General features: G+C 67.0%; 20 protein-coding genes. 11 read left to right on the top strand and 9 right to left on the bottom strand.

Annotation, left to right across the window (positions count from 1 at the left end; genetic code table 11):
• From HV793_RS01860 to HV793_RS01850, 3 genes are all read right to left on the bottom strand, one after another.
• On the bottom strand, positions 1 to 612 hold the full coding sequence (locus HV793_RS01860) for a TetR/AcrR family transcriptional regulator (protein WP_175212558.1): 612 nt from the start codon (positions 610 to 612) through the stop codon (positions 1 to 3).
• Positions 609 to 1,232 (bottom strand): NAD(P)H-dependent oxidoreductase, encoded by a 624-nt coding sequence (locus HV793_RS01855; RefSeq protein WP_175212557.1) that lies wholly within the window; start codon positions 1,230 to 1,232, stop codon positions 609 to 611. Before HV793_RS01855 ends, HV793_RS01860 begins: the two co-directional genes overlap by 4 nt.
• A 129-nt stretch (positions 1,233 to 1,361) precedes the next feature.
• Positions 1,362 to 2,069 (bottom strand): GntR family transcriptional regulator, encoded by a 708-nt coding sequence (locus HV793_RS01850; RefSeq protein WP_175180658.1) that lies wholly within the window; start codon positions 2,067 to 2,069, stop codon positions 1,362 to 1,364.
• 114 nt (positions 2,070 to 2,183) lie between these two features.
• On the opposite strand from HV793_RS01850, the gene HV793_RS01845 reads away from it, so the two are divergent.
• The 4 genes from HV793_RS01845 (at position 2,184) to HV793_RS01830 (ending at position 6,180) form a co-directional block, all read left to right on the top strand.
• Positions 2,184 to 3,038, top strand: coding sequence for a fumarylacetoacetate hydrolase family protein (locus HV793_RS01845; protein ID WP_054451848.1), 855 nt, complete (start codon positions 2,184 to 2,186; stop codon positions 3,036 to 3,038).
• 80 nt (positions 3,039 to 3,118) lie between these two features.
• Positions 3,119 to 4,138, top strand: coding sequence for a Bug family tripartite tricarboxylate transporter substrate binding protein (locus HV793_RS01840; protein ID WP_175212556.1), 1,020 nt, complete (start codon positions 3,119 to 3,121; stop codon positions 4,136 to 4,138).
• 69 nt (positions 4,139 to 4,207) lie between these two features.
• Positions 4,208 to 5,194 carry a tripartite tricarboxylate transporter substrate binding protein gene (locus HV793_RS01835; protein ID WP_175212555.1) on the top strand — a complete coding sequence of 329 codons (987 nt, stop codon included), beginning with the start codon at positions 4,208 to 4,210 and terminating at the stop codon, positions 5,192 to 5,194.
• 47 nt (positions 5,195 to 5,241) lie between these two features.
• Entirely contained in the window at positions 5,242 to 6,180 is a 939-nt protein-coding gene (locus HV793_RS01830) for a VOC family protein (RefSeq protein WP_175212554.1), read from the top strand.
• Positions 6,181 to 6,198: 18 nt separating this feature from the next.
• On the opposite strand, the gene HV793_RS01825 is transcribed toward HV793_RS01830, so the two are convergent.
• The 5 genes from HV793_RS01825 to HV793_RS01805 all read right to left on the bottom strand — a co-directional run bounded on the left by HV793_RS01825 (position 6,199) and on the right by HV793_RS01805 (position 10,421).
• Entirely contained in the window at positions 6,199 to 7,350 is a 1,152-nt protein-coding gene (locus HV793_RS01825) for an acyl-CoA dehydrogenase family protein (RefSeq protein WP_054451844.1), read from the bottom strand.
• Positions 7,351 to 7,354: 4 nt separating this feature from the next.
• Positions 7,355 to 8,326: a Bug family tripartite tricarboxylate transporter substrate binding protein gene (locus tag HV793_RS01820; RefSeq protein WP_054451843.1), complete on the bottom strand. Its 972-nt coding sequence runs from the start codon at positions 8,324 to 8,326 to the stop codon at positions 7,355 to 7,357.
• Positions 8,323 to 8,508, bottom strand: coding sequence for a hypothetical protein (locus tag HV793_RS01815; RefSeq protein WP_175212553.1), 186 nt, complete (start codon positions 8,506 to 8,508; stop codon positions 8,323 to 8,325). The genes HV793_RS01820 and HV793_RS01815 overlap by 4 nt, the downstream gene beginning before the upstream one ends.
• Positions 8,509 to 8,583: 75 nt before the next feature.
• Entirely contained in the window at positions 8,584 to 9,603 is a 1,020-nt protein-coding gene (locus HV793_RS01810; protein ID WP_175212552.1) for an NAD(P)H-dependent flavin oxidoreductase, read from the bottom strand.
• A complete protein-coding gene (locus tag HV793_RS01805; RefSeq protein WP_054451842.1) occupies positions 9,600 to 10,421 on the bottom strand; it encodes an IclR family transcriptional regulator in 822 nt (273 codons plus the stop codon). The genes HV793_RS01810 and HV793_RS01805 overlap by 4 nt, the downstream gene beginning before the upstream one ends.
• An 80-nt stretch (positions 10,422 to 10,501) precedes the next feature.
• Between HV793_RS01805 and HV793_RS01800 the strand changes: the two genes are divergently transcribed.
• From HV793_RS01800 to HV793_RS01770, 7 genes are read left to right on the top strand one after another with little or no spacing between them, the layout of a single operon-like run.
• The gene (locus HV793_RS01800; protein WP_175160295.1) at positions 10,502 to 11,695 is read left to right on the top strand and encodes an iron-containing alcohol dehydrogenase family protein; all 1,194 of its coding nucleotides are present in this window, start codon (positions 10,502 to 10,504) and stop codon (positions 11,693 to 11,695) included.
• Positions 11,696 to 11,706: 11 nt separating this feature from the next.
• Positions 11,707 to 13,170: an aldehyde dehydrogenase family protein gene (locus HV793_RS01795; RefSeq protein ID WP_175212551.1), complete on the top strand. Its 1,464-nt coding sequence runs from the start codon at positions 11,707 to 11,709 to the stop codon at positions 13,168 to 13,170.
• Positions 13,171 to 13,192: 22 nt separating this feature from the next.
• Positions 13,193 to 14,158 carry a Bug family tripartite tricarboxylate transporter substrate binding protein gene (locus HV793_RS01790; RefSeq protein ID WP_054451839.1) on the top strand — a complete coding sequence of 322 codons (966 nt, stop codon included), beginning with the start codon at positions 13,193 to 13,195 and terminating at the stop codon, positions 14,156 to 14,158.
• A 60-nt stretch (positions 14,159 to 14,218) separates the two neighbouring features.
• Entirely contained in the window at positions 14,219 to 14,968 is a 750-nt protein-coding gene (locus HV793_RS01785) for an SDR family oxidoreductase (protein WP_054452294.1), read from the top strand.
• A complete protein-coding gene (locus HV793_RS01780) occupies positions 14,965 to 15,462 on the top strand; it encodes a MaoC family dehydratase (protein WP_054451838.1) in 498 nt (165 codons plus the stop codon). Before HV793_RS01785 ends, HV793_RS01780 begins: the two co-directional genes overlap by 4 nt.
• Positions 15,459 to 17,594: an acetate--CoA ligase family protein gene (locus tag HV793_RS01775; RefSeq protein ID WP_175212550.1), complete on the top strand. Its 2,136-nt coding sequence runs from the start codon at positions 15,459 to 15,461 to the stop codon at positions 17,592 to 17,594. The genes HV793_RS01780 and HV793_RS01775 overlap by 4 nt, the downstream gene beginning before the upstream one ends.
• Positions 17,595 to 17,646: 52 nt before the next feature.
• Entirely contained in the window at positions 17,647 to 18,393 is a 747-nt protein-coding gene (locus tag HV793_RS01770; protein WP_054451836.1) for a citryl-CoA lyase, read from the top strand.
• A gap of 19 nt (positions 18,394 to 18,412) precedes the next feature.
• Here the strand turns inward: HV793_RS01770 and HV793_RS01765 are convergent, their stop codons facing one another.
• A complete protein-coding gene (locus HV793_RS01765; RefSeq protein WP_125470942.1) occupies positions 18,413 to 19,072 on the bottom strand; it encodes a glutathione S-transferase family protein in 660 nt (219 codons plus the stop codon).
• Positions 19,073 to 19,305: the final 233 nt, after the last annotated feature.

Below are 19,305 nucleotides of genomic sequence, written 5' to 3'. Positions count from 1 at the left end.
TTACTTGCTGCGTTTGACCATCGCCATGATGGTATCCATCAACTCGTCGCGCGCCTGATCCACGCTGATGTCCTGAGCCACGGCCGCGTGCGCCAGGCCGTCAGCCGCGCCCAGCATCGCCCACATGCTGGCCGGCGATATTCCCGTGGATCCGGCGTAAGGCGCAAGTATGGATTGGCATTTCTTGATGAAGGCCTGCTGGTATTGATGCTTTACTGCTGTCAGTTCCGGGGAGCCGCCCAGCGCGGCCAGCACGCCGGGAATCTCGCGGCCCTGCGTCATGACGCATTCGATGTAGCCCGCTGCGATGACCCGGGCCTTTTCCTTCAAGGCCGGCTTGCTGGCGGCGATCGCGGCGTCGATGAGCGCGGTCTGGCGGACGTCGAAGTCCTGGTACAGCGCCACCAGCAGCCCGTTGCGCGTGCCGAAGTGGTCATAGGCCACGGGCTTGGTGATGCCGGCTTCCGTGGCCAGCCGTCCCAGGGTCAGGGCGTCCGTGCCTTCGTCGCTGATCAGCTTCCAGGCGACGTCCAGCAACTGGCGTTGGCGATCGTCGCGCGACAGGCGGCGCTGCGGGTTGGCTCTGGCGGGGCTTGGCATCTTTGCGGTCATGATTGTTGGACTTCCTCCTCGTGGATTACAGCACGCGAGGAGAAAATCTTCTGGCCTATCGTCCGGGCGGCTTCGAGATGGGCGGCGGGAAAGCCCGCGTCGGAGGGCAGCAGCAATTCCGAGGTGGCGACGTTGGCGCCGCAGTAGCCGAAGATGCCGTGGTCGATCTGCGTCTTCATGGCGCCGAAGTAGCCGTGCCGCGCATAGGTGCGCTGGTTGGCGCCGCCCAGAGCGACCAGATGCACGTTGAGGCGTTGCAGCTTCTTGACCAGCTTGCCGTCCGCATCTTCGTAGGCCCAGCCTTGGGTGAACACCCGGTCGATCCAGCCCTTGAGCAAGCCCGGGAAGGACCACCAGTACACGGGGTAGACCAGCACCAGAGCATCGGCGCGTTCAAGCCGCGCATGTTCCGCGGCGACTTCCGGCAGGGGCTCCCCCTTGCCCATGGCCAGCGCGACGTCCGGCTGGGTGAACCTAGGGTCAAAACCTTCGGCGGCCAGGTCTGCGACTTCGAACGTATGCCCGGCATCGGCAGCGGAAATTCCTTCAGCGACCTGTCGCGCCACCGCGTGGGTCAGCGACGCGGGATCGGGATGTGCAACAACGATTAGCGCATGCATGGCGTCTACACTCCATCAAAATAATTAACCTACCAATAGTAACTTACTTTTGGTAGGTTGTGATTTTGACGTGAGTAGCGAGGCGGCTCCCTGGGAAGACCGACAGCCCGGCGCTAGGCGGGGAGATTTCTAATGGCTGGGAATTTGGGCCAGCACCAGCTGCGTGGTCTGGCGCAGGTGCTGGGCCAGCAATTTGGCGGCGGTATCGGCGTCGCGGGCAAGCGCGGCTTCCAGCAGCTTGCGGTGTTCGTCGGCGACGTTGCGTTCCTTGCCCTTTTTCGAGCCGGAGGCGGCTTTGGTCCCGGAATTCAGCTGCACCGACAGGTAGCGGTAGCGCGCGGTCTGGTCGCGCAGCAGCTCGGCTATGGCGATGAGCGACTTTGAATCGCTGCCGCTGATCAGCGCCGAATGGAAAGCGGAATGCGCTTGTTCCCATTCAGCCGACAAGCCGGAGCCGTCCGTAGCGTGCAGGGGCAGGCGGCTCAGACGGTAGTGCGCGCCGGCCAGCCGCTCTTCCCAGTCCAGACTGCCGAGCGCGATAGCGCGGCGCAGCGCTTCGCATTCGATGTGGATCCGGGTTTCGGTGATGTCCAGCAGTTCTTCCGCCGACACGTCCGCCACGCGGAAGCCGCGCTGGTCTTCCGCGACCACGAATCCGCTGGTGGCCAGGCGCGAAAGCGCCTCTCGCAGCGGGATCGCGCCGCTGTCGTAGCGTTCGCAGAGATCCTTGATGCGCAGGCGTGCCCCCGGGGGCAGGTTGCCCGTGATGATGTCTGCGCGGATGTCATTGGCCAGGGCCGATGCCGCAGTCCGGAAAGGTGTGGAAACGGAGGTCATGCGAAACGATAAGGTTTTTATCTATGAAGCTCAAGTTTTCCAGGGAAAACCAGAATATATATATTTTTATGAATTACATATTCTTCGTTCAACCCTCATCCATCAGGAGATCACGTGAAACTGGCCACCCTACAAATCGACGGCGCGCCTCGCGCCGCCGCACTCGTGCAGGGCCGCCTGGCGCTGCTGTCCGCTCCAGGCGTCGATCTGGGTACGCTGCTGCGCCAGGGCAAGACGCTGGCCGATCTGGAGCGCATGGCAGCCGCGGCCACGCAGTTCATCGATCCGGCTGCCGCGACCTTTCTGTCGCCGTCGATCGAACCTCCCAAGATCCTGTGCGTCGGCCTGAACTATGCCGACCACACCAAGGAAAGCCCGTACGACCAGCCCGATTACCCGACGCTGTTCCTGCGCGTGTCGACCAGCCTGGGCGCGCATGACGCGGTGGTGGAGCGTCCGGCCATCAGCGATACGCTGGACTACGAGGGCGAAATGGTCGTGGTGCTGGGCAAGGGCGGACGGCGGATCGCCAAGGAACAGGCGCTGGACCACGTGTTCGGCTACGCCGTGGGCAACGAAATCTCGGTGCGCGAATACCAGTTCAAGTCGCCGCAGTGGACGGTGGGCAAGAATTTCGACGGCACGGGCACCTGGGGGCCATACGTGGTCACGGCTGACGAACTGCCGGCGGGCGGTAGCGGGTTGCGGATCGAGACCCGCCTCAATGGCGAAACCATGCAATCGTCCAACACCAGCGACATGCTGTTCGACGTGGCTACCGTGATCTCGACCGTCAGCGAGGCCATTACCTTGCAGGCCGGCGACATCATTTTCTCCGGTACCCCCGCCGGCGTGGGCTTCGGGCGCACGCCCAAGCTCTACATGAAGGACGGCGACACGGTAGAGGTGGACATCGAGCGCATCGGTACGCTGCGCAACCGCATCCGCGACGAGGCGCCGTCCGCCTAGGTTTCTCTCCACGCATCCAGCGGCCCCGGCGCCATCCGCGCCGGGGCGCACGGCCACGATCTACTCTTGGAACTCCAGACATGCGAATCGCAACTGCTTTTGTGAAGTCGTCCGTGAGCAATCCCGCCCGGCGTCGTTGGGCCAGGCTGTTGCTGGCCGCAGGCCTGGCGTCCAGCCTGGGCGTGGCCAGCGCGGCGGATTGGCCGGCGCGGCCGGTGAAGATCGTGGTGCCGTTTGCCGCCGGAGGAACCACCGACCTGATCGCGCGGCTGATCGCAACGCCCATGTCGCAAGAGCTGGGGCAGCCGGTGGTGGTCGAGAACCGTCCGGGCGTGGGCGGGCTGCTGGGCGCCGATGCCGTCGCCAAGGCGGCGCCCGACGGCTATACCGTATTGATGGCCAACATCTCCTATCCGTTGGCCGCCCTGGTGGCGCAGGGCGCGAAGCGGCTGAACTTCGATCCCTCGGCCGACCTGCGCAGCGTGAGCGTGGTGGCCAACGTGCCGCTGGTCATCACTTCCACGCCTTCGGTGCCGGCCCGCAACCTGAAGGAATTCGCGGAACTGCTCAAAAAGAATCCTTCGACCCACTACGCCTACGGCTCCACGGGACCCGGTTCGTACATCCACGTGTTCGGCATGTGGTTCCAGGAACAGACGGGCGCGTCGATGACGCACGTGCCCTTCAAGGGTGCTGCGCCCTTGAAGGGCGAAATGCTGGCGGGCCGCATCCAGATGGGCGGCGACCAATTGTCTTCGTCGCTGAGCGACATCCGGGCCGGATCCTTGACCGCGCTGGCGGTCACCTCGCCGCAGCGCTCGCCGTCCCTGCCGGACACGCCCACCGTCAGCGAACTGGGTTTTACCGGCATCGATACCGAGGGCTGGAACGGCTTGCTCGCCCCGGCGCAGACGCCCGACGCCGTCGTGGCGCGTATCGGCCAGGCGGTGTCCAAGGCCGTCCAGCAGCCCGCCATCCGCCAGCGCCTAGCCGAACTGGGCGCCGAGGCCAGCGGTTCCAGTCCCGAGCAGATGAGTGCTTTGCTGAAAAGTCAGTTCGTCCAGTTCGGCCCCATGGTGTCGCGCCTGCAACTTGAGTGATGCCGTGGCGGGGATTCCAGATCCCCGGCAGCTTTGGCTTTCCAACGAGTTCAACCAGAAAGGCCCGCAATGAAAGCACTGCGTAGCGGCGTGGCCGCGAGTCTGCAGTTCCTGATCGGCATCCTGGCGTGCGCGAACGCGCAAGCCCAGGCCGACGCGCCGCCCGTCTCCATCGTCGTTCCGCAGCCGGTGGGCAATCCCACCGACGGCGTGGCGCGCAAGCTGCAGCCGCTGCTGCAGGCCGCGCTGGGCAGGACCATCATCGTCGAGAACCAACCCGGGGCGGGCGGTTCCATCGGCACGCAACGGGTGCTGAATGCGCCAGCGGACGGACGCATGCTGTTGATCGCGTCCCAGACCGAACCCATTCTGACCCCGGCCACGATGCAGCATGTGAAGTACCGGGCGGAGAACCTGCGCGCGGTGGCGGTGGTGGCGCGGCTGCCCTACATCCTGACCGGCGGCAACGCGGTCGCGGCCAAGAACCTGGGCGAACTGACCCAACTGGCGCAGGCCCAGGGAGACAAGGGACTGAACTTCGGACATATCGGTCCGGGCTCGATGATCCACCTATTGGGCGAGCAATGGGCGCGGCAAAGCCAGTTCAAGCTCAACCACGTCGTCTACCGGGGCGTTCCGCCCGTCACGCAGGACCTGATGGGCGGTCAGATAGAACTGAGCTTCCTGCCGCTGGGCGGGTCGACGCTGGACCTGATCGAGTCCGGCCGCATACGGGCCTACGCGACGACCGGCGCCGCACCTAGTCCCAGGCTGCCCCAAGTGCCGCCCTTGTCCGCATCCAGCGAAAAGCTGCGGGACTTCGTATACGGCACGTGGATCGCCTTTCTGGTGCCGGCCAAGACGCCGGAAGCGATCGTCGCCAGCCTGAACCGCGCGATCGTCCAGGCCATGGAAGACGCCGCGTTTCGCGAGTATGTTGTTTCCACCGGCATGGAGCTGGTGGCGCAGAACTCGGTGGCGGACATGCGGGACTTCTACCAGACGGAGACGGCGCTGTACCAGGGTCTGGCGCAGAAGGTCGCCGTCGAACAGTGAGGGTAGGACAGCCTGCCGCAACCAGAACAAGATTCTTGGAGACAGACATGCAATCGAATGCGCAGACAGCGCCGCTCGCCGTGCACTCAGTGGACGAGTTCGTGTTCAGCGTTCCCGATCTCGAAGAGGCCAGGCGCTTCTATTCGAGTTTCGGCCTGGACGTGCGGGATGAAGGCGGCTGCCTGGCGTTGTATACCCATGGCCATCCGCATCGCTGGGCGCGCATCTTGCAGGGGGCGCGCAAGCGCCTGCTGTGGGTAAGCATGGGGATCCACGCGGACGACCTGGAACGGTTCGCCGTGCATCTGGACCGCCTGGGTATCGCCCGCCGCGACGCGCCGCAGGACGCCGACCCCGCAGGGCTCTGGATTGAGGCGCCCGACGGGCTGGCCCTGCAATTGCGGATTGCAGCCAAGTCTTCACCGTCGGCCCCCGCGCCGCAAGAGCCGCCACAGGCCAGCGGCGGCGCCGGCCGCGCGCCCGCGCGCAGCCAGGTGCGGCAGGTGCGGCCGCTGTATCTGTCGCACATCCTGTTGTTCAGCGCCGACGTGGTTCGGGCCACGCGCTTCTACGTGGACGCGCTTGGCCTGCGCGTGTCGGATACCTCGGGCGATGCCATCGCCTTCATCCACAGTCCGCACGGCAGCGACCATCACCTGATCGCATTGGCCAAGTCGCATGGCCTGGGCCTGCATCACAGCAGCTGGTGCGTGCCGTCCATCGATGCGGTGGGGCAAGGCATGGAGCAGATGGGCGCGGCGGGGTATGCGGACGGCTGGGGCGTGGGCCGGCACGTGCTGGGTTCAAACTATTTCCGCTATGTGCGCGATCCCTGGGGCAGCTACGCCGAGTATTCGTACGACATCGACTTTATCGCCGAAGGGCAGAAGTGGCCGTCGGGGGATTATCCGCCGGAGGATTCGCTGTATGTGTGGGGCCCGGCGTTGCCGCCGGACTTCATCACCAATCATGAGCGGGATGGCTGAGGGCTGGCGCTCCGCCCGTCAGGCTATCGCGTTCATCCCCAGGATCTCCCGCCCCGCGATCAGCGTCTGGATCTCCGTCGTGCCTTCGGGAATCATGCCGCCGCGCGTATCCCGGAAGATGCGCTCGATCGGATATTCCTCCGAGTAGCCCAACCCGCCATGCACTTGCAGCGCCATGTTGGCCACTTCGTGGGCGGCCTCGGTGGCGTAGAGCTTGGCGATGGAGCAGGCCTGGCGCACGTCCTTGCCCGCTTCCAGCGCATGGGCCGCGCGCATGCCCAGGGCGCGCGCCGCTTCGACGCGGACCGTCATGTCTACGATGTGCTTCTGCACCAGCTGGAAGCTGCCGATGGGGCGGCCGAACTGTTCGCGCTGTTTCGCGTAGTCGATGGACATGTCCAGGGCCGCCTGCGCGGCGCCGACGGCGCCCATGGCGATGTTCAGGCGCGCGGCATCCAGGCCCTTGAGCGTGCCGGCGAGGGCCGCGCCTTCGACGCCGACCAGGTTTTCCTTGGGGATGCGCACGTCGGCGAAGCCCAGTTCGGCCGTGCCGGTGCAGCGCAGCACCATGGTGTCGAGCTTGCGCACGTCATAGTTGGCCAGGGCGCGTTCGACGATGAAGGTCGACAGCTTGCCCTCGCAGGTGGGGCTGTAGGTGCGCGCCACCACCATGGCGAAGTCGGCGTCGCAGCCGTTGGTGATCCACAGCTTGCGGCCGTTCAGCACCCACTCGTCGCCGACCAGGTCGGCCCGCGTCTGGATGCCGGCGATGTTGGAGCCGGTGTTCGGCTCCGTCAGGCCTGTGCAGGCCTTGAGGCGGCCGGCCATCAGCGGCTTGAGGTACTTCTCTTTCTGCGCCGGTGAACCGTGGGCGGCCAGGCGCTTGATGGAGCCGTTGGTGATGTTGACGATGGTGCGCAGCGACAGCCAGTGGTAGCCCAGCTCTTCCATCATCATGGCCCAGGTGGGCATGTCGATGCCGTGTCCGCCCTGGTCTTCGGGCAGGTTGCCGCCCAGGTAGCCCAGCTCCGCCAGCTTGGGCATGAGTTCGAACGGAAAGGTCCGCGCCTTTTCGTGCTGCGCGACGATGGGCGCCACTTCCGCCAGCATGAAGCGGCGGATGCTGTGCTGCAGCTCCTGTTGTTCGGGCGTCAGGTCGATGTTGCTCATGCGTTTACTCCAGCTTCAGGTTGGCGCGTTCCACCAGGTCGCGGGTGACCTCGCGGTGCTCCGCCCAGAATTTGGCGAACGCTTCGGGCGAACTGCTGACCAGCGGGGTGGCGATGCGTTCGAAGCGTTCCTGCACGATGGGCATGGCGGCGGTTTCTTCCAGCGCCCGGGCCAGCTTGTCGATGATGGGCTTGGGCGTGCCGGCGGGGACGACCACGGCCTGCCAGGTGGTGACCTTGAAGCCCGGGACGCCGGACTCGGCGATGGTGGGCAGGTCCGGCAGATCCTTGACGCGGGTGGCGCCGCTGACCGCCAGGGGGCGCAGCATGCCGTCCTTGATGTAGGGCAGGGAACTGGAGCGGCTGTCGATCATGAAGGTCAACCGTCCGGCGACCAGGTCCTGCAGCGCGGGCGCGCTGCCCTTGTACGGCACGTGCGTGAGCTTGGTGTTCAAGGCCAGCGCGAGCGAGGACGCCGCGGTGTGCGCCGAACTGCCGTAGCCCGGCGATCCGTAGGTGATCGTCGCCTGCTTGTCCGCCTTGATCGCCTTGATCAGGTCCGCCATGGTCTGGTAGGGCGAATCCTTGGGCACCACCACCACCAGCGGCGAATCGGTCAGTTGCGCGACGGGCGCGAAGGCCTGGGCCGGGTCGATCTTCAGGTCCTTGTACAGGTACTGGTTGACGGCGATGGTGGCCGCATTGGTCCAGAGGATGGTGTAGCCGTCGGCGGGCGCGCTGGCCGCGGCCAGCAGCGAGAGATTGCCGTTGGCGCCAGGCTTGTATTCCGGGATGACGGGCTGGCCGAGCTTCTTGCTCAGCTCGTCCTGCATCATCTTGAACGCGATGTCGGAAGGTCCCCCGGGCGCAAAACCGATCACCGCGCGTATCGGCTTGTCCGGCCATTCCGCGGCCGAGGCCGCCGTCGCGAATCCCGCGGCCAGCAGGGCTGCCGCAACCATCTTGCTGAACTTCATTCCTGTCTCCTGTTTTTCTGGGTTGAGCGCGCTTGCGTTGCGCGGACGGATTCTTGGGTGATCCGTTTGTTATTCGCATTGCGAATTAATAATTCGTTTAATGAATTGATGATACTGCGGCCATCAGGACGCTGCAATAACGGGTTTTCGACCGGCGGCTGGATTCGGCGCCGTTCGCGCATGAAAAATCCCTGCCGCGCACAGGGCGGGGCAGGGATGCGGGAGGTGAGAAACGGCCCGCTGGCGCGGGACCGGATTCAAGCGGAATCGAGCATGTGCCTGAAGCGCGCGCTGGCCTGCATGCATTCCCGCTGCAGCCGCAGGACGATGCTTTCCACGGGTTCTATGCCGCGGGCAAAGCCCACCGCCGGACCCATGGACAGCATGCCTTCTTCATGCTGGCCCGCCTGATAGGCGAGGGCCTGGGTGCGTTCGCCGCTGATCAGTTCGCCGAAGTCCGCGTAGCTGCTGGCGCCCGCCTGTTCCAGCGCGGCGACCTTGCGGGCGTTTTCGTTGTCGAGGATGCGCCAGGTGTCGCCCAGGCTGCCGAGCACGGCGCGGGTACCGTGCTCGCTGGTGTCGACCACGCGCTGCTTGTACGCGGCGTGCGCCGGGGTCTCCTGCGCTGGCGTGAAGACGCTGCCCATCACCACGGCGTCGGCGCCCAGGGCCAGCGCCGCGGCGATCTGCCGGCCGTGGCCGATGCCGCCGCCCAGCGCCAGCGGAATGCGCAGCTGTTCCAGGGCATAGGCGCCGTTGAGGAACGTGGGCAGCTGGTTGCTGCCGGGGTGGCCGCCTTCTTCCATGCCGACCAGCGTGACTGCGTCCACGCCCATGTTCTGCGCCGCGACGGCATGGCGCACATGCGCGCACTTGTGGATGACGATGGCGCCAGCCTCGCGCAGCGCGGGCAGCAGCGGCGTGGGCGGCAGGCCCGCCGTTTCGAACAGGCGCACGCCCGCGTCGAGCGCGATGCGCAGCCGCGTCAGCATGGACTCGTTATTGGCCGCGCGCCGCGACAGCGTGAGGTTGACGCCGAACGGCAGGCCGCCCGTCAGTTCGCCGCAATCGCGCAGCGCCTGCCGGAAGTCCTGGTCCGTGCGTGAGCTGCGCGCGGTCATGAAACCCATGCCGCCTGCGCGCACCATGGCGGCGACCAGCCGCGCATCCGACAGCCACATCATGCCGCCCAGCAGCAACGGCCAGCGTATGCCCATCAGTTCGGTGATGCGGGTGGGCCAGCGTTGCGGAATGGCCGGAGCAAGAGGCTGGGTCACACGTGCCTCCCCATCAGCAGGATGGGCTGCAGTTCATGCGCCAACTGCCGTAGCGTGGGGCCGGCTTCATCGAGCATCAGTTGCCGGGGCAGCAGCGCCGCCGGGCCGCCGCAGCTGACCACGTAGCGTTCGCCGGCGGGCAGTTCGATGGCGGCGGCGACGGTGTTGATCTGATAGGCGGGGCGCTCGTGATAGACGAAGCCGCGCTCCGGATACCGGGCGATGGCGTCGGCAATGGCCTGTTGCTCCGTGGCATCGCCGGCCTTGCCGGATGCGCGGGCCTCTTGCAGCAGGGCCTCGCGTTCCTCGGGCGAGCAGCAGGCCAGGTAGGCCCAGCCGATCGCGCTATGGAACAGCGGTATGCGCGAACCCACGCGCAGATTCATCAGCAGCGGCGAATTTCCCTGGCAGCGCAGCAGGTAGACGATGCTGTCGCCGTCGCGCCGTCCCAGCGCCACCGCGACCTGATAGCGGTCGGCCAGCGCCTGCAACATGGGCCGGATGATGTCCAGCGCTTCCTGCCCCGCCAGCGCCGCGCCGCCCAGCGCGATGGCGGCGATGCCCAGTTGCAGCTTGTCCTTGCCTGGCACGGCGGCCAGGAATCCCGTCTTTTGCAGCGTATGGCACAGCCGCCAGACCGTGGGCTGGGCCAGGCCGGTCAGATGGGCCAGTTCCGTCGTGCCCAGCATGCGCCGTTCGGCGCTGAAGCAGCGCAGGATGTCCAGCCCGCGGGCCAGCGCGGTGACGAATTGGCGGTCGGGTTCCGCGGAATCTTCGGTGGCGTCGTTCTTGGGCGCGCGAGGCGAGGCTCTTGACATGGGCAAGCTCCTTTTCTATTATCAATTCACTAAATGAATTATAAATTCGCATAGCAAATTATGCAAGATCAGGAGGACGAATGAGCGGTCAGCAGGATTGTGCGCCACAGGCCCAGGGCGTGATGTCCTGGCCTGGCGTTTGCCATTGGGGCGGGAAGGCCCTGGCCAGAACCTTGGCGGCCGCGGGCGCACGCCTGCGCCTGCCGCTGGTGGTGACCGATGCCGGCACCTGGGGCGCAACGGGCGCCGCGGTCGAAGCGGCGCTTGCCGCCATGCCGGGACTGCAATGGCATGTCTATGACGGCGTGGTGCCCAATCCCGCCATGGACCAGGTGCGGGCCGCGCTGCACGTGGCGCGCGAGCAGGGCTGCGCCAGCGTGCTGGCGGTGGGCGGGGGCAGCGCCATCGACGTGGCCAAGGCGGTCTACGCCTGCCTGGCGGGCGGGTTCGATGCCGACGAATTGCAGGCGCCGTGTGGGCAAGCCTGGCTGAACGCCGCCGCCGAGCCCGCCGATCCGCTCTTCATCGCCGTGCCCACGACTTCGGGCACCGGCAGCGAAAGCAGCTCGGCCGCGCTGATCCAGGGCGACGACGGGCGCAAGCGCCTGTACCGTTCCTTGCGCGCCCGTCCGGCGCTGGTGGCGCTGCAGCCCGAGCTTACGCTCAGCCTGCCGCCGCGCCCCACCGCGCAGGGCGGCTTCGACGCCGTGCTGCATGCGCTGGGCGCCTGGATCAATACCGATCCTTCCCCTGTCGGCAAGGCCATGGCCTTGCAGGCCCTGCGCCTGTGCATGCGGGCGCTGCCCGACGTGCTGCGCGCCCCGGACAGCCTGCGCGCGCGCGCCGACATGCAGATGGGCGCATATATGGCGGGCCTGGCCATCGGCATGAGCAAGGTGGACGCCGTGCACGCCATGTGCACGCCGCTGGAGTCGCGCGTCCACATGGCGCATGCGGAAGTGCTGGGTCCGATCTTCAGCGTGGTGGCGCGCCACACGGCGCAGACCGCCGCCGCGCCTTACGCCGAGGCCGCCCGCGCGCTGGGCATAGCCGCGACGGGCGACGAACAACAGGACGCCCTGGCCCTGATCGAGGCGGTCGAGTCGCTGGCGCGGCTGGCGGGCATTCCCCTGCGCTTTTCCGGCTTGGCGCTGTCTGAGCAGGACGCCGCTCAGCTGGCCAGCCAGGCCATGCTGAGCGCGTCCATGCCCATCAATCCGCGCGTACTCGCGCCGGAAGAAATCCAATCCCTATACCTGCAAATGGCCGCGTAAGGAGCGCCCGCATGGATGTCATCGATTCCCGCCCCTATGAACTGCTGATCGGGGAAAACTGGCGCGCTGGCGCCGAAGGCCGCACGTTCGATACCTGCAACCCGGCCACGGCGCAGGTGCTCGCCAGCGTGCACGAAGCCTCGGCGGCAGATGTGGACGCCGCCGTGCAGGCTGCGCACACCGCCTTTGAAACGCACTGGCGCAAGACCACGCCGGCGCAGCGCGGCAAGCTGCTGCGGCGCCTGGCCGACCTGTTCGAGCGCGACCGCGAAAAGCTCGCCTGGATCGAAACGCTGAACGTGGGCAAGCCCATTACGCATTCGCTGGATTCGCTCAAGGGCATGCCGGCGTCGCTGGAGTACTTCGCGGGCATCATTCCGGCCCTGCGCGGCGAGACCATACCGGTGGGCAATGCCGACGTGCTCAATTTCACGATACGCGAGCCGCTGGGCGTGTGCGCGCTCATCATGCCGTGGAATTACCCGATGACGCTGACCGTCAACAAGCTCGGTCCGGCGCTGGCCGCGGGCAATACGGTGATCCTCAAGCCCTCGGAAGTGACGCCGCTGTCCAGCATGGCGCTGGCACGCTTGTTCGAGGAAGCCGGCTTTCCGCCCGGCGTGATCAACGTGGTCAACGGTCCCGGCGCCACGGTGGGCGAACGGCTGGTCACTCATCCGCTGGTATCACGGGTGTCGTTCACCGGGGGCACCGTGACCGGCGCGCGTATCCAGGCGTCCGCGGCCGCCGACGTCAAGCGCGTCACGCTGGAGCTGGGCGGCAAGTCGCCGCTGATCGTGTTCGAGGACGCGCCGCTGGACAAGGCGGCGGCCGTGGCCGCGGGCGACATCATCAAGAATTCCGGCCAGGTCTGCATCGCCTGCACGCGCCTGCTGGTACAGGATTCCGTGCGCGAGGAATTCCTTGGCCTGCTGCAGCAGCGCCTGGACACCGTGCGCATCGGCTCGCCCGCGGACCCAGCGACCGAGATGGGCCCCCTGGTCAGCGCGGCCCAGAAGCAGCGCGTCGAGAAGTACGTGGCGCTGGCGCGGGAAGAGGGCGCGCAGCCCGTCCATTACGGCAACATGAAGCTGGAAGGCGACACGGCCAAGGGCTACTTCGTGCCGCCCACGCTGCTGCTGAACTCCCACGCGCGCATGCAGAGCGCGCAGGACGAGATCTTCGGCCCGGTGCAATCCGTGATCGGCTTTCGCGACGAAGCCGACGCCTTGCGCATCGCCAACGACACGCGCTACGGGCTGGCCGCGGTGCTGTACACGCGCGACGGCGGCCGCGCCCTGCGCATGGCGCGCGGCCTGCAGTCGGGCAGCGTGGCCATCAACACCGGCCTGCGGACGTCGTTCGATGCGCCGTTTGGCGGCTACAAGCAGTCTGGCATCGGCAAGGAACGCGGGCTGGAAGCCATCTACGAAAACACCCAGCTCAAGAACGTCAAGTACGACACCACGATCTAGCGTGGCGCCCACAGGAGACAACATGAAGTTCATCGTTAAGCTGGCCTCGGGCCTGGCCGCCTGCATGCTGGCGGCCGGCGCGCACGCGGAATGGCCCGACCGTCCGCTGCGCATGGTCATCGGTTTCGCGCCCGGGGGCGCTTCGGACATCGCGTTCAAGATGGTGCAGGACGAGCTATCCAAAAAGCTCGGCCAGCCCGTGGTGCCGATCTACAAGCCCGGCGCCAACGGCAACATCGCCAACCAGGCCGTGGCCACGGCCGAACCCGACGGCTACACGGCGCTGTGGGCCAACGTCGGGCCGCTGGCCATCAACACTTATCTCTACAAGGGCGTGCAGGTCGATCCGGGCAAGGCCTTTGTGCCGGTCACGCAATTGACCGATTCGCCGCTGGTTGTGGTGGTGCCGAAGTCTTCGCCATTCCAGACCATGCAGGACCTGGTGCAGGCGGCGAAGAAGCCCGACGCGGGGTTGTCGTACGGGTCCGCCGGGCACGGCAGTTCCATGCACGTGGCGGGCGCCGCGCTGTCGCTGGCCCTGAACGCGCCCATGACGCACGTGCCTTACAAGGGCAGCGCGCCCGCGCTGCAGGACCTGATCGCCGGGCGCCTGTCCTTCATGGTGGACAGCCGCTCCACCACCGCGCCCTTCATCAAGGAAGGCGCGCTGCGCGCCCTTGCCGTCAGCGGCGACCAGCGCGTGGCGGACATGCCCGACGTGCCCACGGTGGCCGAGTCCGGCGTGCCCGGCTTCAAAGTGACGACCTGGCAGGCCGTGGTCATGCCGGCGGGCACGCCCCAACCCATCGTCGACAAGTTCTCCAAGGCCTTGCGCGACACCCTGCAGATGCCCGAAGTGCAGGAACGCTTCGCGCGCATCTACACGCCGCTGGTGGGCAGCACGCCCGAAGCCTTCGCGGTCTTCTGGGCCAAGGAGAGGGCCGGCGCCCAGGCTCTGGTGGAGAAGGCGCGGCTGCAGGTCGATTGAACGCCGGGCCCGGGCGGGCCCGGCGTGGCAGGAACATTGAAACTCGAATGGAATGGCATCATGGATCTGGAACTGAAGGGTTGCACCGCTTTCATCACGGGCGGCGCGGGCACGCTGGGCATGGCAATGGCCAGGCGCTTCGTGCAGGAAGGCTGCAATGTGGTGGTGTGCGACGCCAATGAAGAGGCGATCGAATCCGCCTGCGCCGAATTGTCTGCCTTGGGCGGGAACGTCCTGGGCGTGCGCGCCGACGTGACCAACAAGGACGAGGTCGGCCGCGCCGTGCAGCAGGCGGTCGAGCGCTGGAAAAAGGTGGATATCCTGGTCAACAACGCGGGCTTCGCGCGCGACCGTTATCTGACCAAGATGTCCGAGGAAGATTGGCACGCGGTGCTGGACGTGACGCTGCAAGGGGCATTCCATTGCTCGCGCGCAGTGCTGCCGCTGATGATGGAACAGCGCTTCGGCCGCGTCATCAACATCGCCTCGCGCGCCCATCTGGGAAATCCCGGGCAGACCAACTACTCGGCCGCCAAGGCCGGGCTGATCGGCTTTACCCGTTCGTTGGCGCTGGAGTCCGGCAAGTTCGGCATCACCGCCAACGCGGTCGCCCCGGGCGTCATTTCGACGCCGCGCATGCAGAAGCGCCCCGACTACCAAGAGCTGACCGAACGCGCCAAGACCAACACGCCGGTCGGCCGGCTGGGCGACCCGGCCGATGTGGCCGCGACGGTAGCCTTCCTGGCATCGCGCCTGGCCGGCTTCACCACGGGCGAGACCGTGCACGTGACGGGAGGGCGTTACGCATGAGCACGCCATTCGATCTGGACGAACATCTGGGCCGCCGCCTGTACTTCGAGGACCTGGCGTCCGGGCAGTCCTGGGAAAGTCCGCGCCGCACGGTCACCGAAGCGGATGTGGTGCAGTTCGCCGGGCTGTCCGGCGACTACAACGCGTTGCACACGGATGCCGTATTCGCCGCCAGCCATCCCTTCGGCCAGCGCGCCGCGCACGGCATGCTGACCCTGGCCATCGCGTCGGGCCTGACCACCCGCATGCCGGTGTACCGCCTGATGGACGGCACCCGGCTGGCGCTGACCGAACTGCGCTGCGTGTGGCGCAAGCCCGTGCTCATCGGCGACACCATCCATGTCGAATTGAGCATAGGCGAGAAGACGCTGTCGCAGAAGCGCCCCGGCACGGGCCGCGTGACCATGCTGCGCACGGTGAAGAACCAGAACGGCGAGGTCGTGGTGGAGTCGGAATGGACCACCCTGATGAAATGCCGACCGGAGGCCGCATGAGCGCCAGTCCTTCCCAGTTTGATCCCAACGTCCGCTTCGACGATCTGGTGGAGCTGACGCGGCCGCGTTCGGTCATGATCGTGGGCGCCTCCAGCAAGCCTGGCACGCTGGGCCATACCACCGTGGTCAACGTGCTGGAGCACTCGGATTTCGACGGCGAGGTGCACCTGGTCAACCCCAAGGGCGGCGAACTCTTCGGCAAACCCTTGCATGCCAGCGTGGACGCGGTGCCGGCGCAAGGCATCGACGTGGCCTTGCTGCTGGTGCCGGCCGAATCCGCCGTCGCCACGCTGCGCGCCTGCGCCGCCAAGGGCGTGCGCTACGTCATCGTGTTCACGGGCGGTTTCGCCGAGCTGGGCGTAGCGGGGCGCACGGTCGAGGCCGAGATGCTGGCGCTGGCGCAGCGCAGCGGCATGCGCCTGTACGGTCCCAACTGCGCGGGCATGACCATGCTGGCGCCGCGCCTGGGCCTGACCTTTTCCACCGAATTCCGCAACGACGGCAGGACGGGAAAGCTTTCGCGCATCGGCCTGGTGACGCAGGGCGGAGGCCTGGGCCGTTCGCTCATGCAGGGCAACGAGCGCGGCGTGTGCTTTTCGCGCTGGTTCTCCACCGGCAACGAACTGGACCTGGACAGCGCGGACTTCATCAACTGGCTGGCGCATGACCCGGGAACCGACCTGATCTGCACCGTGATGGAAGGCATACGCAGCGGCCCGCGTTTCATTGCGGCGGCGGCGGCCGCGCGCCGCGCGGGCAAGCCGCTGATCGCGCTGAAGATCGGCCGCTCGGATTTCGGCAAGAAGGCGGCGCAATCGCATACTGCCTCGCTGGCGGGCGAGGATGCCGTCAACGACGCGGTGTTCTCGCAGTACGGCGTCATCCGCGTCGAAGACCTGGACGAACTGCTGGACGTCGCCAGCCTGATATCGCGCGTGGGCGTGCGCCGCCTGCGCAACATCTGCGTGTATTCATCGTCGGGCGGCGCGGGCGTGCTATCGGCCGACAAGGTGGGCGAAGCCGGGCTGGCCATGGCCGCGCTGGCGGATGAAACCGTGGCCGAGATGGCGCGGCACGCGCCCGCCTACGCGGCCCTGACCAATCCCGTGGACCTGACCACCAAGGCGCTGACCGACCCGGATCTGGCGCGGCGCTGCCTGGCGCCGCTGTTTGCGGACCCGGGCGTGGACGCCGTGCTCTATCCCATCACCTCCAATTATTCGGCCAGCACCGAAGGGCTGGTGCGCAACATGCTGGCGGTCGCACAGGGCGGCGCCAAGGCCTTCGTGCCCGTCTGGATGAGCAGCCGCCGCGGGCCGGCGCACGACCTTCTGATCCAGGAAGGATTCGCGCCGGTCTACAGCCTGCGCAACGCCATGCAGGCGCTCAAGCGCGTCAGCGCGTACGCGGACCTGGGGGCCGACGAGGCGCCGGACGCTCCGCCCGCAGGCCTGCCGGCGGCCGCGCCTGTCGTAACGCTGCCCTGCAATGAAGCGCAGGCCAAGGCGCTGCTGGCGCAGTACGGCGTGCGCGCGCCCCGCGAATCCCAGGCGGCCACGGCGCAAGAGGCGGCGGCAGCCGCGTGCGCCATCGGTTTTCCGGTGGCGCTCAAGCTGGTGGCCGACGGCGTGCTGCACAAGAGCGAGATCGGCGGCGTGCAGCTGCGGCTGCGCGATGAAGCCGAAGTGCGGCAGGCTTTCGAGAACATCGTCGCGAACGCGGCGCGGCATCAGGTGCCCGTCGCGGCCATCCGCGGCGTGCTGGTGTCGGAGATGGTGGTCGACGGCGTGGAAATGCTGGTGGGCCTGCATCGCGACGAGGTCTTCGGCCCGGTGCTGAGCGTGGGCGCGGGCGGCGTGTGGGTGGAGGTCGAGGCCGACGTGGCGCGCTGCCACCTGCCGGCCAGCCGCAAGCAGATCGAGCGCGCGCTGGACCAAACGCGCATCGCGCGCCGCCTGGCCAGCCATCGCGGCCTGCCGGCGCGCGACAGGGCGGCCCTGGTGGATGCCATGCTGCGCATCGCGGCCTTGTTCACGGCGCTGGGAGACGACGTGCAATCGCTGGAGGTCAACCCGCTGGTGGTATTGGACGAAGGGCGCGGCGTGGTGGCGCTGGATGCCGTCATCGAATAGCAGGCCGGCGCAGCGGCCGTCCGCTGCCCGGAAAAAAACACGGAGATTTCAGATGTTCGACAGCAAGATCGGAGGCGGCGACGCCCATACCATCCTGGTGCGAGGCCATGACCTGGTGCAGGACCTGTTCCAGCGCGATTTCATCGACGTGCTGGCCCTGGAGCTGCTGGGCGAGTTCCCCACGCCGCAGCTCAAGACCATGCTCAACCTGTTCCTGGTGAGCGCGACCGACCATGGCCTCACGCCCAGCGCCTTGTCGGCGCGGCTGACCCTGCACGGCGCGCCCGAGGCCATGCAGGGCGCCCTGGCGGCGGGATTGCTGGGCGCAGGCAGCCGCTTTCTTGGCGTGATCGAATACGCCGCGCGCTTTCTGCGCGACGCCCTGCCCAAGCAGGATAGCTACACGGACGAGGAACTGCGCCGCTATGCCGAGGAATGCGTCGCGGCCAACAAGGCGGCCAAGCGCAAGATTCCCGGCGTGGGGCATCCCATACACGTGGACGGCGATCCCCGTTGCGAAAAGATGTTCGAGATCGCCAGGGACTGCGGCTATTACGGCAATTACTCGCGCTTTGCCGTCGAGTTGGCCGCGGCGGCCGCCCGCCAGTCGGGCCGCAAGATTCCGCTGAATGCCACCGGGGCCAAGGGCGCCATCGTGCTCGATATGGGCCTGACGCCGGAGTTGGGCAAGGCCTTGACGATGATCGGCCGTTCGGTGGGCCTGATGGCGCACATCATCGAGGAACAGAAGAATCCCATCGCCCAGAAGGTGTGGGACATGGCCGCCGGCAACGAGTGACGCGTCTGCCGGCCCGGGGTCAATCCCGGTCCGGCGCGCCCAGCGGGAACAGCGGCCGGTACGGCCGCGCTTCTTCCACGGCCCGCGCGAACGATGGACGCGCAAGCAGCCGCGCCCGATAAGCGCGCAGCACCGGATACGATTCGGCGATGCGGTGCGTCCAGTCGCCATAGAACAGCGAGGGCGCGGCGGCGCAGTCCGCCAGGGTAAAGTCCTCGCCAGCCGCCCAGGTCTTGCCGGCCAGATGCGTTTCGAGCCATGCATAGGCGACTTCCAGCTTTTCCACCGCCAGGGCCAGCGTTTCCCGCCGCTTGTTCTCGTCGCCCGAGAGCGCGCCACCTACCGCATGCTGCGTCCAGTTCATGACGTGCAGGTCGAAGAACCGATCCAGGAAGCGCACCTGCAGCGCCGCCCTGGGATCGGAGGGCAGCAGGCGCTGCGGCCCGGGATGATCCAGCTGCAGATGCTCGATGATGATGCTGGTCTCGGCGATGTTGCGGCCGCCGTCTTCCAGCAGCGGGAACTTGTGCAGGGGCCAGCGGCGCAGCCATTCGGCCGCGTGCTCTGGCGTGTCGGGGCCGATGCAGCGGAACTCGAATGGAGTGCCGTTTTCGTACAGCGCGATCAGCACCTTCTGCGTGTAGGAGGAGAAGGGATGGCCGTAAAGGGCGAGCGACATGGCGGGGGTCTCCGGGGCGGAATCGCGATGGACGACGCCTAGCGTCGCCGAGACGAGAAACAATCGCAACAAATAATTTCAAACCTTTTGTGTCAGCGATCCGAGCGCCCATGCGAGGCGGCGCGGCAGTACGGGGGGGCCGCGGCCCCGCCGTTATTGGCCTGGCGGCTGCGATGCATGGCCGGGCGCTTGCGCGGGTCCGCATGAACGCCGGATCGGAGCCGGCCGGCGTG

The organism is Achromobacter aegrifaciens (genome assembly GCF_902859965.1).
GTDB classification, from domain to species: Bacteria; Pseudomonadota; Gammaproteobacteria; order Burkholderiales; family Burkholderiaceae_B; genus Achromobacter; species Achromobacter aegrifaciens.
This window is presented reverse-complemented; position numbering and strand designations above follow the sequence as displayed.